At 55.9% G+C, this 14,496-nt stretch carries 10 protein-coding genes; 4 read left to right on the top strand and 6 right to left on the bottom strand.

The features are described 5' to 3' along the window. Window positions 1–196 precede the first annotated feature (196 nt). Window positions 197–1,624 (top strand): cell division protein FtsP, encoded by a 1,428-nt coding sequence (gene ftsP / locus FT726_RS06455; RefSeq protein WP_031280127.1) that lies wholly within the window; start codon window positions 197–199, stop codon window positions 1,622–1,624. 422 nt (window positions 1,625–2,046) lie between these two features. On the opposite strand, the gene dkgA is transcribed toward ftsP, so the two are convergent. Beyond that, window positions 2,047–2,874, bottom strand: a complete 828-nt coding sequence (gene dkgA, locus FT726_RS06450; RefSeq protein ID WP_021509593.1) for a 2,5-didehydrogluconate reductase DkgA — start codon at window positions 2,872–2,874, stop codon at window positions 2,047–2,049. Between the two features lie 205 nt (window positions 2,875–3,079). Here dkgA and FT726_RS06445 point away from each other — a divergent pair, with 205 nt between their 5' ends. Continuing rightward, window positions 3,080–3,997, top strand: a complete 918-nt coding sequence (locus tag FT726_RS06445) for an AraC family transcriptional regulator (RefSeq protein ID WP_058771382.1) — start codon at window positions 3,080–3,082, stop codon at window positions 3,995–3,997. Between the two features lie 22 nt (window positions 3,998–4,019). On the opposite strand, the gene FT726_RS06440 is transcribed toward FT726_RS06445, so the two are convergent. Then, window positions 4,020–4,679, bottom strand: a complete 660-nt coding sequence (locus FT726_RS06440; protein ID WP_021509591.1) for a DedA family protein — start codon at window positions 4,677–4,679, stop codon at window positions 4,020–4,022. 105 nt (window positions 4,680–4,784) lie between these two features. Further along, on the bottom strand, window positions 4,785–5,975 hold the full coding sequence (gene metC / locus FT726_RS06435; RefSeq protein WP_150360408.1) for a cystathionine beta-lyase: 1,191 nt from the start codon (window positions 5,973–5,975) through the stop codon (window positions 4,785–4,787). Window positions 5,976–6,379: 404 nt separating this feature from the next. Between metC and exbB the strand changes: the two genes are divergently transcribed. Further along, on the top strand, window positions 6,380–7,108 hold the full coding sequence (gene exbB / locus FT726_RS06430) for a tol-pal system-associated acyl-CoA thioesterase (protein ID WP_288421068.1): 729 nt from the start codon (window positions 6,380–6,382) through the stop codon (window positions 7,106–7,108). Between the two features lie 5 nt (window positions 7,109–7,113). Then, window positions 7,114–7,536: a TonB system transport protein ExbD gene (gene exbD, locus FT726_RS06425; protein WP_021509588.1), complete on the top strand. Its 423-nt coding sequence runs from the start codon at window positions 7,114–7,116 to the stop codon at window positions 7,534–7,536. 112 nt (window positions 7,537–7,648) lie between these two features. On the opposite strand, the gene FT726_RS06420 is transcribed toward exbD, so the two are convergent. The 3 genes from FT726_RS06420 to FT726_RS06410 all read right to left on the bottom strand — a co-directional run. Beyond that, on the bottom strand, window positions 7,649–10,006 hold the full coding sequence (locus FT726_RS06420; protein WP_346302575.1) for an Ig-like domain-containing protein: 2,358 nt from the start codon (window positions 10,004–10,006) through the stop codon (window positions 7,649–7,651). Between the two features lie 196 nt (window positions 10,007–10,202). Continuing rightward, on the bottom strand, window positions 10,203–12,008 hold the full coding sequence (locus FT726_RS06415; protein ID WP_346302574.1) for an Ig-like domain-containing protein: 1,806 nt from the start codon (window positions 12,006–12,008) through the stop codon (window positions 10,203–10,205). Window positions 12,009–12,020: 12 nt separating this feature from the next. Continuing rightward, the coding region (locus FT726_RS06410; RefSeq protein ID WP_346302573.1) for an Ig-like domain-containing protein at window positions 12,021–14,496 on the bottom strand (2,476 nt) is incomplete at its 5' end.

The following is a 14,496-nucleotide window of genomic DNA, read 5'->3' as shown; positions in this document are numbered from 1 at the left end:
CGCCGTTTGTAGGGTGCGCATTCATGCGCACCGGGTTCCGCCGTTTGCAGGGTGCGCATTCATGCGCACCGGGTCCCGGATGCGCATTGACCTAACCCGGACACACAGCCGCGCCTTTCGGGCGCTTCACAACACGATTAAAAATAACAACATGGACACGGCGTCTTCACGCCACGCTCAAAAGGTCTGAAGTTTTATGTCTTGCAGCAGACGTCAGTTTATTCAGCTTTCTGCCGGTATGGCGCTGGCTTCCAGCGTTATGCCTTACGCCGCCCGCGCCGCCGCGCCATTGGGCGATGTGCCTTTGCCGGTGCCGCCGCTGATCGAATCACGCCGCGGTCAGCCGCTGTTCCTTACGCTGCAGCGCAGCCACTGGTCCTTCAACGGCAACAGCAACAAAGTGCCGGTATGGGGCATTAACGGCCTGTACCTTGGCCCGACGGTGCGCGTTTACAGCGGCGATGATGTCAAACTGATCTACAGCAACCGCCTCAATGAACCGGTGGCGATGACCGTCAGCGGTTTGCAGGTGCCGGGCGCGCTGATGGGCGGTGCGCCGCGCATGATGTCCGCCGGCGTAGACTGGGCACCGGTGCTGCCGATTCGTCAGGGCGCAGCCACGTTGTGGTATCACGCCAACACGCCGAATCGCATGGCGCCGCACGTTTATAACGGCCTGGCGGGCATGTGGCTGATCGAAGATGACATCAGCAAAGCGCTGCCGCTGCCGAAGCATTATGGCGTCGATGATTTCCCGCTGATTATTCAGGACAAGCGCCTCGATAACTTTGCCACGCCGGTTTATAACCCACCGTCGGACGGCGGTTTCCTCGGCGATACGCTGCTGGTTAACGGCGTGCAAAACCCGTATGTCGAAGTGTCGCGCGGCTGGGTGCGTTTGCGCCTGCTGAATGCGGCCAATGCGCGCCGTTTCGATCTCAGCTTTAGCGACAACCGGCCGTTTACGGTGATTGCCAGCGATCAGGGCTTTCTGCCCGCGCCGGTAGCGGTGCAAACGCTGTCGCTCGCGCCGGGTGAACGTCGCGAAGTGCTGGTGGACATGTCGCAGGGCGATGAAGTGTCGATCACCGCAGGCACGGCGGCAGGCATTATGGATCGTCTGCGCGGGCTGTTTGAGCCCTCATCGATTCTGACCAATACGCTGGTGCTAACGCTGCGTCCAACCGGCCTGCTGCCGCTGGTGACCGACAACCTGCCGATGCGCCTGCTGGCGGATCAGATTCTCGATGGCGTGGCGGTGCGCACGCGTGAATTCCGCCTCGGCGACGGCACGCCGGGGATTAACGGTGTGCTGTGGGACATGAATCGCATCGATACGACGGTGCAGCAGGGCACCTTTGAGCGCTGGATCATTCACGCCGACCGACCGCAGTCGCTGCATATTCAGGGCGTGATGTTCCTGATTAAGAGCGTCAACGGCGCGCAGTCGATGGGAGAAGATCGCGGCTGGAAAGATACGGTCTGGGTGGACGGCGATGTCGAACTGCTGGTGAGTTTCCCGCAGAGTTCGTCAGAGCATTTCCCGTTTGTCTATTATAGCCAGACGCTGGAGCTCGCCGATCGCGGCACGGCAGGGCAGATGGTGGTGAATCCGGTCGGGTGAGGTGCGTTTCTTTTCCCTCACCCTAACCCGCGCGGGAGAGAACCGGGGACGAGGAGCGTTGCTGTTCCCTCACCCTAACCCTCTCCCGCCAGCGGGAGAGGGGACCGTTTTGTGCAATATTCCCCACTGGCACACCGCTTCAGATTTGCGCGGACACCTCCCTCTCCCGCATGCGGGAGAGGGCCGGGGTGAGGGGGACTTGGTTGCACAGTATTACACACTGGCATACCGCTTTAGATTTGCGCGGACAACTCCCTCTCCCGCGTGCGGGAGAGGGCCGGGGTGAGGGTGCCTGGTCGCACAGTGTTACCCACTGGCACACCGCTTCAGATTTGCGCGGACATCTCCCTCTCCCGCGTGCGGGAGAGGGCCGGGGTGAGGGGGCAAACCGCACCACTCATCCACGACACCCTCGTCACACGTCACCCATTAAACTCTTCCGGATCCGGTCCCAGCCGCTTGCCTTTATCCAGCTTCGCGATCTCGCTCACTTCTGACTTATCCAGCCGGAAATCAAACACCTGGAAGTTCTCCTGAATGCGTGCCGGCGTTACCGACTTCGGAATCACCACCAGGCCGCTGTCCAGATGCCAGCGAATCACAATCTGCGCCGGCGTCTTGCTGTACTTCTTCGCCAGCTCGCGAATGATCTCCTGATCAAACACGCCTTCGCCGCCCTGCGCCAGCGGGCTCCATGACTCGGTCTGAATCTGATGCAGCGCATTCCATGCATGCAGCGTGCGCTGCTGCAGCATCGGATGCAGTTCAATCTGATTCACCACCGGCGACACGCCGGTTTCATCAATCAGCCGCTTGAGGTGCGCTTCATGGAAGTTGCACACGCCGATGCTTTTCGCCAGGCCCTGCTGCTGCAGTTCCACCATTTTCTTCCACGCATCGACGTAGTGGTCTTTCTGTGGACACGGCCAGTGCATCAGATAGAGATCCACCTGCTCCAGCTGCAGCTTTTTCAGGCTGGTCTCCATCGCCTGCTCAACGTTCTGCTGGTCATCATTCCACAGTTTGGTGGTGATAAAGATCTCATCGCGCGCCACGTCGGTTTCCTGCAGCGCCTGGCCAATCGCCTCTTCATTTTTATACGCGGCGGCGGTATCGATGGAGCGATAGCCGACTTTCAGCGCTTCCAGCACGGCGTTGCGCGCTTCATCAATGCTGGCCTGCCAGACGCCAAGGCCGAGTTGCGGCATCATGTTGCCGTCATGCAGTTTAATCCGGGGTTGCTCTGCCATAGTGACTCCTTATCGGTTGCAGTAACTTACCGTAGAAACGATGTGCTTAAGTCTAGTCAACAAACCTGACCTGAGGATCATTGTGGCAACCGAACGGCACTTTCGCCCGGTGCAATCCTGCAAAAATCTTGCCTGATTCTCCAGCCATCTGGAGCTTTATGCAGCAATGCGGCACACTGCGTTTTTTGCTGCCCGAGAGAGTGCCATGCCAAACGATGCCCTTTGCCGCCAGCTGGCGCAGCGCGTGATCACGCTGATGCGCGAGCCACAAAAGCCGCTGTGTGCGGTGGAAAACGTACGGTTGATCTACGCAGAGGAACCGCTGCCGCGTACGCCGATGTTGTATCCGGCGGGCATCGTGATCCTGTTTCAGGGACACAAAACCGGCTACCTCGGCAGCACGGTGTTTCGCTACGACGCCACCAAATATCTGATGCTCACCGTCACGCTGCCGGTGGAGTGCGAAACTGACGCCACGCCGCAGCAGCCGCTGGCCGGCATGAGTCTCACCGTGGATCCGGCCAGTTTGCAGGATCTGCTGTTAAGCATTGGCGATGACGAGCAGTTTCAGCCTCAGCCGCAAACCTCCGGCATTCACTCTGCGTTTCTTAGCGAGGAGATGCTGTGCGCCGCGGAACGGCTGCTGGATGTGATGGATAAACCGCGTGACGCCCGCGTGCTCGGCCCGCAGCTGGTGCGTGAAATCATCTATTACGTACTGACCGGGCCGATTGGCGGCGCGCTGCTGTCGCTGGTCAATCGCCAGACGCAGTTCAGCCAGGTGGCCCGGGCGCTGCGCCGCATCGAGAACCACTTTGCCGAAAGCCTGAGCGTGGAAATGCTGGCGGCAGAGGTCAACATGAGCGTCTCGGCGTTTCACCATAACTTTAAGGCGGTGACCCAGACCTCGCCGCTGCAGTATCTCAAGCGTTACCGGCTGCATCAGGCGCGGTTAATGATGCTGCAGGATGGGCTGAAGGCCAGCGCCGCCGCCGTGCGCGTCGGCTATGAAAGCCCGTCACAGTTTTCGCGGGAGTTTAAACGGTACTTTGGCGTGACGCCGGGAGAAGAGGCGAGCCGCGCGCGCCAGACCGGGGCGCTGCAGCCGTTTGACGCCGCCTGAAACGGCGGCGCTTTACAGAGGCTCAGGCTTTCTGGCGACGCTTTTTCCAGATCACCACAATGCTGCCGCCGAGGCCGAGAAACAGCAGCACAATAGGCAGCACCATCAGGATCGCCATCACCTGATCTTCGTGGCGCTTGATAAACGGCACCTGGCTGATGCCATAGCCCATCGCCACCACAATCCCGACCCACAGCGCGCCGCTCAGCCAGTTGAAGAACTGAAAACGCCCGTTCTGCAAACCCGAAATACCCGCCATGGTGGGCAGCAGCGTACGCACAAAGGCCAGAAAGCGGCCAACCAGCAGTGCCATCAGGCCGTGGCGGTTGAACAGGTGCCAGGCGCGCTGATGGTACTGCGCTGGCAAATGCATCAGCCAGCTTTTGACGATTTTAGTATTACCAAGCCAGCGCCCCTGCAGATAGCTCAGCCAGCAGCCGAGGCTGGCAGCGGTGGTCAGAATCACCATGGTCGGCACAAAATCCATCACGCCTTTGGCGATCATCGCCCCTGCCAGCAGCAGCAGGCTGTCGCCGGGCAGGAACGAGGCAGGCAGCAAACCGTTTTCCAGGAACAGCGTCAGAAACATCACGCCGTAGACAATCCACACCACATCCGGATTGGCCAGCGCGGCAAAATCCTGATGCCACAGCGCCTGGACAATCTCATGTAAAACACCCATCAGCTATCCCATCGAGTCACAAGGCTTGTATTTTAACCGTCCGGGACGGCGTAATCGTTGATCTCCGCTACGCCGCACCGGATGGTTTAAGTTTGGTTTATCTTTTTACGCATGCAGGCGGGCAAAGCCGGCTTTCAGGTCATCCAGCAGATCGTCAACGTGCTCGAGACCGATATGCAGACGCACCAGCGTGCCGTCAAAATCCACGCCGCCCGCCGGACGAATTGCCGCCAGCTCTTCCGGCTGGTTCGCCAGAATCAGCGATTCAAAGCCGCCCCACGAGTAGGCCATACTGAAATGGTGGAAGCGATCGAGATAATTTGCCAGCTGCGCCGGGGTGAGTTTTTCATGCAGGATGAATGAGAACAGCCCGCTGCTGCCGCTGAAGTCGCGCCGCCAGAACTCGTGGCCTTTGCACTGCGCCAGCGCCGGATGGTTGACGCGCGCCACTTCCGGCTGCGCCGCCAGCCATTCGGCCACGCGCAGACCGCTTTCTTCGTGCTGACGCAGACGCGTAGCCAGCGTGCGCAGGCCACGGCTGGCCATGTACGCGGTGTCCGCATCCACCATCTGGCCCATCAGGTAGGAGTTTTCGCGCAGCTGCGCCCAGCAACGTTCGTTGGCCACCGCAGTGCCGATCATCGCATCGCTGTGGCCGATGATGTATTTGGTGCCGGCCTGGATAGAAATGTCGATGCCATGCTCCAGCGCGTTAAACAGCACGCCCGCCGCCCAGGTATTATCAATCATGATCACCGCATCTGGCGCTTTGGCGCGCACCGCCGCGACAATCGCCGGAATATCCTGCACTTCCATGGTGATGGAAGCCGGTGATTCAAGGAACACCACGCGAGTGTTCGGCTGCACCAGCTCGCCGATTTCACTGCCGATGCAGTGATCAAACCAGGTGGTGGTGACGTTAAGCTTCGCGAGAATTTTGGTGCAGAAATCCTGGGTGGGTTCGTATACCGCGCCGCTGACCAGAATATGATCGCCACTGGTGACAAACGCGAGGATGGCATTGGCGACTGCGGCCGCACCGCACGGATAGAGCACGCAGCCGGCGCCGCCTTCCAGTTCGGTCATCGCATCCTGGAAGGAGAAATGGGTGAGGGTGCCGCGCCGGCCATAAAACAGTTCACCGCTGGCGCGTCCGGCGGTGGCGCGTTGTTTGTCCGCGACGGAGTCAAAAACCAGTGAGGATGCGCGCTGAATGACGCTGTTAACCGAGCCCTGAGTGTAACGTTTGCTGCGTCCCGCGGTGACAAGCCGGGTATCAATTTTTTTCGTTGCCATCACTGCCTTTCCTGACACGTCTCACAAAGCATCCAACTTACCACGAATCGCGGCGCGGGGTTGAGCCCGTTTGCCGAATATCAGAGTGACGCCAGCACAATCGCGGAAAGAGGCTGGTTGTGGCTTTTATTACGTGGCGGAAAAGCAAAGCGCAATAAATTGCGCCGCTACGATCCGTGCGGGATGTTCGTCCGCGCCAGTTGCTCCAGTCCGCAAACCGCACCCAACCGTAGCGGCGTGATTTATCGCGCTAAACATTGCGCCGTATCAATTCAGCGGGTTACAGCTTTGTAAATAGTAATGAGAACCACTATCACTTCGGTCGGTTTTTTTGCTATGATCCGCGCTTCAATCGTGAACGGTGCAACAGAAGTCGGAGACGCAGCGTGGTAGCCAGTGACTTGATGCAAACGGACCTCTCCGTTTGGGGCATGTATCAGCATGCCGATATCGTGGTAAAAATTGTGATGATCGGCCTGTTGCTGGCCTCGGTCGTCACCTGGGCGATTTTCTTTGGCAAATATGCGGAGCTGAGCGGGGCGAAACGTCGCCTGAAGCGTGAACAGCTGGCGCTGGGCGAAGCGCGCTCACTGAATGACGCGTATCGCGCTGCCGAAAACTTCAAAGCCAACAGCCACAGCGCCGTGCTGCTCGCCGACACGCGTAACGAACTGGAACTCTCCGCCGGCAGCGAAGACCTCGACGGCATCAAAGAGCGCACCAGCTTCCGCCTCGAGCGTCGCGTCGCGGGCTTCAGCCGCCACGCCGGTCGCGGTAACGGCTTCCTTGCCACCATCGGTTCCGTCGCGCCGTTTATCGGTCTGTTCGGCACCGTGTGGGGCATCATGAACAGCTTTATCGGTATCGCGAAAACCCAGACCACTAACCTTGCGGTGGTGGCACCGGGCATCGCGGAAGCGCTGCTGGCGACGGCGATTGGCCTGGTGGCGGCAATTCCGGCGGTGGTAATCTATAACGTCTTCGCCCGCATGATTGCCAGCTACAAAGCCTCACTGAGCGACGTGGCGGCGCAGGTGCTGCTGCTGCAGAGCCGCGATCTGGACCTCGGCAACGTCGATACTGCAAAAGAAGTTAACCGTCCGGCGGCGGCCCAGAAACTGCGCGTAGGATAAGTATTATGGCGATGCGTTTAAACGATGATGCGGTCGGCGATGGCGAAATGCACGAAATCAACGTGACGCCGTTTATCGACGTCATGCTGGTGCTGCTGATCATCTTCATGGTCGCCGCGCCGCTCGCCACGGTGGATGTGCGCGTCAATCTGCCTGCCTCGACCAGCGCGCCGCAGCCGCGTCCGGAGAAGCCGGTTTATCTGTCGATCAAAGCGGATAAGCAGATTTACATCGGTAACGATGCGGTGACCAAAGAGACGCTGGTGAACGCGCTCACCGCGCAAACCGAAGGTAACAAAGAGACAACCATCTTCTTCCAGGCGGACAAATCAGTCGATTATGAAACGCTGATGTCGGTGATGGATCAGCTGCGTGAAGCGGGTTATCTGAAGATTGGTTTGATGGGCATGGAGACGGTGAAGAAATAGTTTCACCGGCGTAATACCAGCACCATATCTGTAGGGTCGTCATTCATGACGACCTTTTTTATTATGGCGGCCAGAGCAGGCCGCCATGTCATTATGCGGTGGCGAACCGCGGTTAAACCAGATTCACCGTTACGCCGTCCTGCACCAGCAGTTCCGCGTCGCCGTGGTTGAACACGTGATACTGGTTGCCAGCGATGGTGACGGTGCCGGTTTGCTGCGTCCAGCCGCTGACCGCTTCGCCTTCCGGCAGGATGTCGCTAAGCTGCACTGTTTCGCAGGCATGATTATCAATCATTAACTGCGTCTTACCATCATCGATAAACTGATCCTGTTGTCCTTGCTCAAGGATTTCATCTGGATCAATTTGTAATAAACTATTGATGGCATCGTCATGTTGTTCATCAATCTGATTAATCGTTGTATTAACAATCGGAACGGCTTTTTGCCATATAAAATTATCTAAATACAATCCTCCTAAGTCACGCACCTCAATATCAAACTTAGTAAATAACCCTTCATCGATAGAGAACTTATGGTGCAATACCCCTTCTGGTACGGAAACTTTTTCTGAATGTATGATGTTATTATCTTTGTCATAAAAATTTATTATGTAATAGCCTTTATTTCCACCTATAACGTTCAATTCTAAAATTTTCGATGGTGGGACAGTGAACTCTGCTTTAGAGTTTTCTCTCATTATAAGATTATTGCCCGTGTAAGCTTGATTGCCGACATAATAATAGTGGTTTGATAGTTGTACAACTCCGGCTAAAGGCTTCATAGCAAAATCACTTTTGAAATTATATTTGCTGTATAAGTTAAATTGACTGCCAACCCCTACACTAGGATAAGGTTTAGGTATGTGGCTTCCTAAAGATGATGGTAAACCCTCAAAATTACAACCGCTATTAACGTAATTGTATTGCTGTATATTTATAACATAGCTATCGCTGGTTTTATCGCTATCTATCGTCGAGACCGTAAACGCCCACGAGCCGAATTTAAGCGATGGAGGGGTATAACTCCAGTCGCCCTTATCGTTTGAGAAGACAGAAACTGTAAATATGTCCTTACCGTCTGTATATTTGATAACCACAGTGCTATTTGCTTCCGCAACGCCAGAAAGAGTGGGAGTTCGATCATCGGTTTCTCCGCCATTACGGATTATGCCTGTTGATGTTCCCTCATCATCCCAAACAGATATAATTTTCGGCACTATTGTGCCAGTTGTTATAATCTGCAATTCGAAGGTTTTACCAGAGGGAGTATATGTGGCGGAAGTCCCTGACTGGAATTCATAAAGGCCTTCTGTCAAATTTTTACTTTCATAAGTCCATGTTCCATCTGCTTTAGTTATTACGCTACCCAATAAGTCCCACATGCCGGTTAGGTTGCGGTAGTGTATATAGACAATATTATTAGCTTCGGCACGGCCGTATAAAGTAGGAGTAGTATCGTCTGTAATCGCACCAGAACCGAGCATACCGGTAGACGGACCAAAATCATCGTAAGCATGAGTAATCTCAGTGCGAGTTGATGCCGATAGATCAATATTAAGTATGAACTCGTCAGTCCAGCCGCTACTATCATTGGCTCGGAACTCCCAGGTACCGGCACTCAGCGCCGGATTCGGTGTCCAGCTCCAGCGGCTACCGTCCATCACTGCGTTGCCTGCATCGATCCATTCGCCTTTATCATTTCGATACTGGATTCTCACCGTGCTACCTGCTGGTGCGTTACCGCAAAGCTCTGGTGTGGTGTCATCAGTCAGTCCGCCACTTTTCAATTCGCCAGTTGCATTGCCGACATTATCTATTGCGTGAGTGATTTCCAGAATGGCGCCGGGATCGGGCGGGGTTGAGCCATCTTTTCCGATGATGATACTAAAAGCATCCGAAACCTCACCCTCACGCACCTTACCGGCAAAGGTTTCACTCGCCACCAGCGTTAAATCATGCTGGCCGTCGGTGAGGTCAATTTCTGGCTCGATCTTCCACATCCCGGTATTTTCATCCGCTTTGGCGCTGCCGATAACCGTATCATCTTCCTTCAGGTAAACAATCACGCCTTTTTCCGCGATACCGGTCAGGGTGGGGCGGCGGTCGTCGGTCATCTTGCCAGAATCGAAGCTGCCGGTGATGTCACCCTGATCGTCGTACATGTTCAGCAGCGTCGGCGCTGCTGGCGGCGTGGTATCAACAATCAGCGTACGCAGACTGGGCGTACTGACGTTGCCGGCCTTATCAACCGACTGGAAAGACATGTTGTAGTAACCATCCTCCAGCGGCGTTGCAGGTGTCCAGCTCCAGTAGCCGTTGGCAGGGTCGATATCTACCGTAAAGGTCTCTTTGCCGACGGTAATCAGCATGGTGCCGCCCTTACCGATTTCTGAATTTGCATAGCCAAAAAACGTGGGGGTGTTGGTGTCGCGCTCGAGGTATTTCACCTCTTCATAATTGAACAGTTCCATGGAGATTATTCCTGTGTTTTTTTACGTCGGGTCCACCGCAGCGAGGGCCGCTGCGCCTTGTTACAAAGAGCGCATTTTGTAATAGATGATGTAACACGCCGTATGAGATACGTCCCGAAGGGAGAAAAATCCGAACGGATTAAAAACAGAGGAAAAGGAGAAGTTGATGCCGTGCTGCGCGCACGGCATCGGGGGATTACACCAGCTCGATTTTCACGCCGTCCTGCACCAGCAGTTCCGCGTCGCCGTGGCTGAACACGTGGTACTGGTTGCCGGCGATGGTCACGGTGCCGGTTTGCTGCGTCCAGCCGCTGACCGCTTCGCCTTCCGGCAGGATGTCGCTGAGCTGCACGCTGTCGCCGGCCTGGCCGCTGACGCGCAGCTGGGTTTTGCCGTCGTCAATGAACAGGCCCTGCTGACCGGCTTCCACCACGTCACTGAGCGTCAGGCCGAGCGGGGCGAGCGCGTTGATTTCCACCTCGCCCGGCGGCGTGGCGTCCACGACGATGCTGTACGCCGGCAGGCCAGCGTCGTAAGCGCCGTAGCTGACGCTGAGGCTGTGCGATTCATCGCTGAGCTCTGGCGTGATAAAGCGCCAGTTGCCGTCTGCGCCGACCTGCACGCTGCCGATCAGCGTGCTGCCGTCGTAGACGTTGAGCACGCTGTTAGCCTCGGCAACACCGCTCAGCTCCGGCTGGCGGTCATTAGTGATGCCGCCGTTGCTGACTTCGCCGATATACAGCGCCACGTCATCGTACACGCGGAGGATTTCTGGCGTGTGCTGGCCGCCCGGCATCAGGATGAGCTCGAACGTGTCGCTCCACTGGCTGTCGCCCTGCGCCTGCGCGGCAAACGACCAGACGCCGTACTCCAGCGCCGGCGGCGTGAAGCTCCAGTTGCTGTCCGCGCCCACTGTCACCACCACGGAATGGGTGAACTCGCCAGCAATGCCGTAGCGCACCACCACGTTGCTGTTGGCTTCGCCGCGCCCGCTAAGGGTTGGCGTGGTGTCATCGGTGAGCGCGCCGCTTAGCAGCGTGCCGGTGACCGGGCCGAAATCGTCGGTGGCGTGGGTCAGCGTGGCGTGCAGCGCGTCGCTGCCGGCGAAGGCGATATCGAGCCCGAAGCTGTCGCTCCAGCTGCCTTCCTGACCGGCGCGGAACTCCCAGCTGCCGGCGTCCAGCTCAGCCGGTGGTGTCCAGCTCCAGCGGGTGCCGTCCATCTGCGCCGCGCCGCCGTCAACCCACTCGCCGCTGGCGTTGCGGTACTGCACGAAAACCGTGCTGCCCGCCGGGGCGCTGCCGTGCAGCTGCGGCGTGGCGTCGTCGGTGAGCGCGCCGCTCAGCAGCGAACCGGTGACCGGGCCGGCATCATCCACCGCGTGGGAAATCACCGTGGCGGCAGACCCGTCGCGGCCAATCAGCAGTTCGAACGGCGCAGAAGGCTCGCCCTCGCGCAGCTTGCCGTTGAAGGTTTCAACCGCCACCAGCGTCAGCTGGTGGGTGCCGTCGCTCAGATCGGCGTCCGGCTCCAGCGTCCAGATGCCGGTGGTGGCGTCGGCCTGCGCGCTGCCGATCACCGTATCGCCCTCTTTGAGGTACACCACAGTGCCCTTTTCCGCGACGCCGGTCAGGGTCGGGCGGCGGTCGTCGGTCATGCGTCCGGCGTCGAAGCTGCCGGTGATGTCGCCCTGGTCATCGTACATATTGAGCAGGCGCGGCGCGTCCGGCGCCGTGTAGTCGACCACCTGAATAAACTGGGCGGGATTACCAATGTTGCCGGCGGCGTCAATCATGCGCACCGACACGATGTGTTCGCCCGGCGTCCAGTCGGCGGGCGGCGTCCAGCTCCAGCGGCCCTCTGCGTCGACCTTGACGGTGTACGGCGGCTGGCCATCAATAGCGATTTCCGCGAAGCCGTTGCGCGCCTGCGGACTGGTGCCGCTGTAGCCGCGGCGCGGGTCGTCGGTGTAGCGGTAAGATGCATTAAGAATCTGGTTCATGATAGCTCTCCCTTACACCAGCTCGGTTTTCACGCCGTCCTGCACCAGCAGCTCAGCGTCGCCGTTGCTCCAGACGTGATACTGGGTGCCGGCAATGGTGACGGTGCCAGCCTGCTCGGCCCAGCCGTTTTGCTCACTGCCCTCCGGCAGGATGTCTTCGAGGCGCACGGTGTCGCCCTGGTTGCCGTTGACGATAATTTGCTTAGTGGCATCATCAATCGCCAGGTTCTCACTGCCGTGCCTGAGCACATCCTGCAGGCTGAGCGTCAGAGCGTTATTGCCGGCGTTGTCCATCTGAATCACGCTGGTTTTGCTGCCGTCCTCCACCTGGTCGGCAAAAATCACCGTCTGATCTTCGCTGTTGACCAGCAGCTGATAGAGCTGATTATCGGCGTCGAAAACCTGGATCGGGTCATAGAGATCGTTTTCGTCAAACAGATACAGTTTGCCACCGTTGGTGTTGACCTCCGGATGAACGTATTCGCCCCATTTGATATCGTCAATTGTAATGCCGATATCACTGTCATCACTTGTTCCCTCCTGACCCAGTACAAAATCGATGTGACCAATTTTTTTACCCGGCGGTGCGATAAACTGATAGGTATCGGGAGGTGTTACGGTTTTTAAATCCACGGTTGCGAGCATTTCACGGAAGAGAATTTCACCGGTTGTTGAGTAAACGATAATTTCATGTCGGTTGGCTGAATGAACGGCGTTCAGTGCAAATTCGATCTTTTCCGTGCTGCCAAAGTCATACGTATACGTTGAGTTGTCGCCTAATAAAAATGCATGATGTTCTCCGAAGCCACCGTAAACTTTAGATGATGCTATATGTGAAACTGCACCCTCATGCGCTTTTCCGGAGAATTTAACGCCACCCCATAAAGTGTTAACTTTTGTCATATCGAACTTGAAGTCATTGTCATACTTGTCAAATGATTCCAGGCCTGAGTCAACGTTTGCACCCCAGGCGATGTTATCTATGGCGAAGCCTCCATTGGTATTGCCGGGAACACTATCGCTTCCTACAATAAATTCGATATGTGAAATACTGCTTCCCGGTGGTGAGAAATATTCATAATGCTTTGCTTTTGATTCTGTTGCTGGTAAGTATTCTTCATGCAAGATAGAACCATTAGTTGAGTAAACTATTATCTTATGGGTGTTGGTATTATCTAAATAGCTAAAATCAAAAGAAAATTTATCTGTTTTTTCGAAGTTAAACTCATATGATGAGTTCCCTCTAATGTAGAAAATGTTGTTTTTGTTAGCACCTGGGTCGGCAATTATTCCAAGGTCAGTGCCGTAAATTGTTTTAACAAATAATCCACTTTTCAGACGTTCTCCGGTCCTGTTAAATAGATGTCCTGCATCGTATCCTTCAAGGTTATCAAAACCATGACTGTTATTGTTTATTTCATGTTTAGAGTAGCGTTCAGTTATGATGTTATCAATCCCGTAGCCAGTAAGCGACCCAATAATATGGATTTCAGCGTAACTAATTTCTGCGTTACCAGAGTAGAATTGTAATACCTCTCTGCTATTTCCTCTTTCATCATTGGAGTAAACTCGCCCCAGTTCTTTCCCGCTTTCATCAAAGAAGCTGATGTAGGATTTGGAACTTTCCCAATCAAGTGCGGTGAGTTCAAAGTAATTTATTTTTTCCTGGAAATTAACTTGTTGCACGAACTCATTAACATTGCTATCTTTTCGGATGACGAAAAGACCGCCCCAGCGCTCATGATCTTCTATTGCTGTAGTAACATTGTCATGCTTTTTATAGATAAATGTCAGGTTCCCGTAATTAACATCTTTATTGATATTGACAGGGGTAATGTCTTCAAAGTTGTAAACATGAGTAATGGTTTCACTGTCAATAATGTTTAACGAATAATTTGCACTATAGCTAGTTCCATTAGTGGTTTTCGCCCTGAAATCCCAGTTACCATATTCCAGCTCGTCCTTGGGCGTAAACGACCAGCGGCCATTCGCATCCGCAACCGTTGACCCGCTATGCCAGGTTTTGCCGTCGCGTGAGTACTCAACCTGCACAACCGCATTCGCCTCGGCACTGCCGCGCAGTTCCGGCTGAGTATCATTGGTCAGCCCGCCCGATTTCACCTCACCGGTGATTTTGCCCACATCATCCCAGGCCATAGCGATCTCTGGTGCGACGCTGCCCGGCGCCACAATCTGCAGCCCAAATGGTTTACCGTTTGCATCACGGGTTGACGATCTCCCGGCCTGAAACTCATACGTCCCCGGCACCAGTCGATCAGTCTCATACTCCCAGCGGCCATCGGCGCCGGCAGTCACGCTGTCCAGCAGTTCCCATGCGCCCAGCACATTGCGATAGTGGATATACACCAGGCTGTTAGACTCGGCGCGGCCGTGCAGGTTTGGCGTGCGGTCATCGGTAATCGCGCCGTTGCCGAGCATGCCAGTGAACGGGCCAAAGTCATCGTAAGCGTGGGTGATTTCCGTTTTT

Origin of the sequence: Pantoea sp. Morm (assembly GCF_016643525.1) — a bacterium.
Taxonomy (GTDB): domain Bacteria; phylum Pseudomonadota; class Gammaproteobacteria; order Enterobacterales; family Enterobacteriaceae; genus Pantoea; species Pantoea dispersa.
The sequence above is the reverse complement of the archived record's forward strand: the minus strand, read 5'-3'. Positions and strand labels throughout refer to the sequence as shown.

Excerpts from the sequence above, each read along its gene's own strand:
- ftsP (WP_031280127.1), top strand. The coding sequence starts at position 197 with ATGTCTTGCAGCAGACGTCAGTTTATTCAGCTTTCTGCCGGTATGGCG.
- dkgA (WP_021509593.1), bottom strand. The coding sequence starts at position 2,874 with ATGGCAGAGCAACCCCGGATTAAACTGCATGACGGCAACATGATGCCG.
- FT726_RS06445 (WP_058771382.1), top strand. The coding sequence starts at position 3,080 with ATGCCAAACGATGCCCTTTGCCGCCAGCTGGCGCAGCGCGTGATCACG.
- FT726_RS06440 (WP_021509591.1), bottom strand. The coding sequence starts at position 4,679 with ATGGGTGTTTTACATGAGATTGTCCAGGCGCTGTGGCATCAGGATTTT.
- metC (WP_150360408.1), bottom strand. The coding sequence starts at position 5,975 with ATGGCAACGAAAAAAATTGATACCCGGCTTGTCACCGCGGGACGCAGC.
- exbB (WP_288421068.1), top strand. The coding sequence starts at position 6,380 with ATGCAAACGGACCTCTCCGTTTGGGGCATGTATCAGCATGCCGATATC.
- exbD (WP_021509588.1), top strand. The coding sequence starts at position 7,114 with ATGGCGATGCGTTTAAACGATGATGCGGTCGGCGATGGCGAAATGCAC.
- FT726_RS06420 (WP_346302575.1), bottom strand. The coding sequence starts at position 10,006 with ATGGAACTGTTCAATTATGAAGAGGTGAAATACCTCGAGCGCGACACC.
- FT726_RS06415 (WP_346302574.1), bottom strand. The coding sequence starts at position 12,008 with ATGAACCAGATTCTTAATGCATCTTACCGCTACACCGACGACCCGCGC.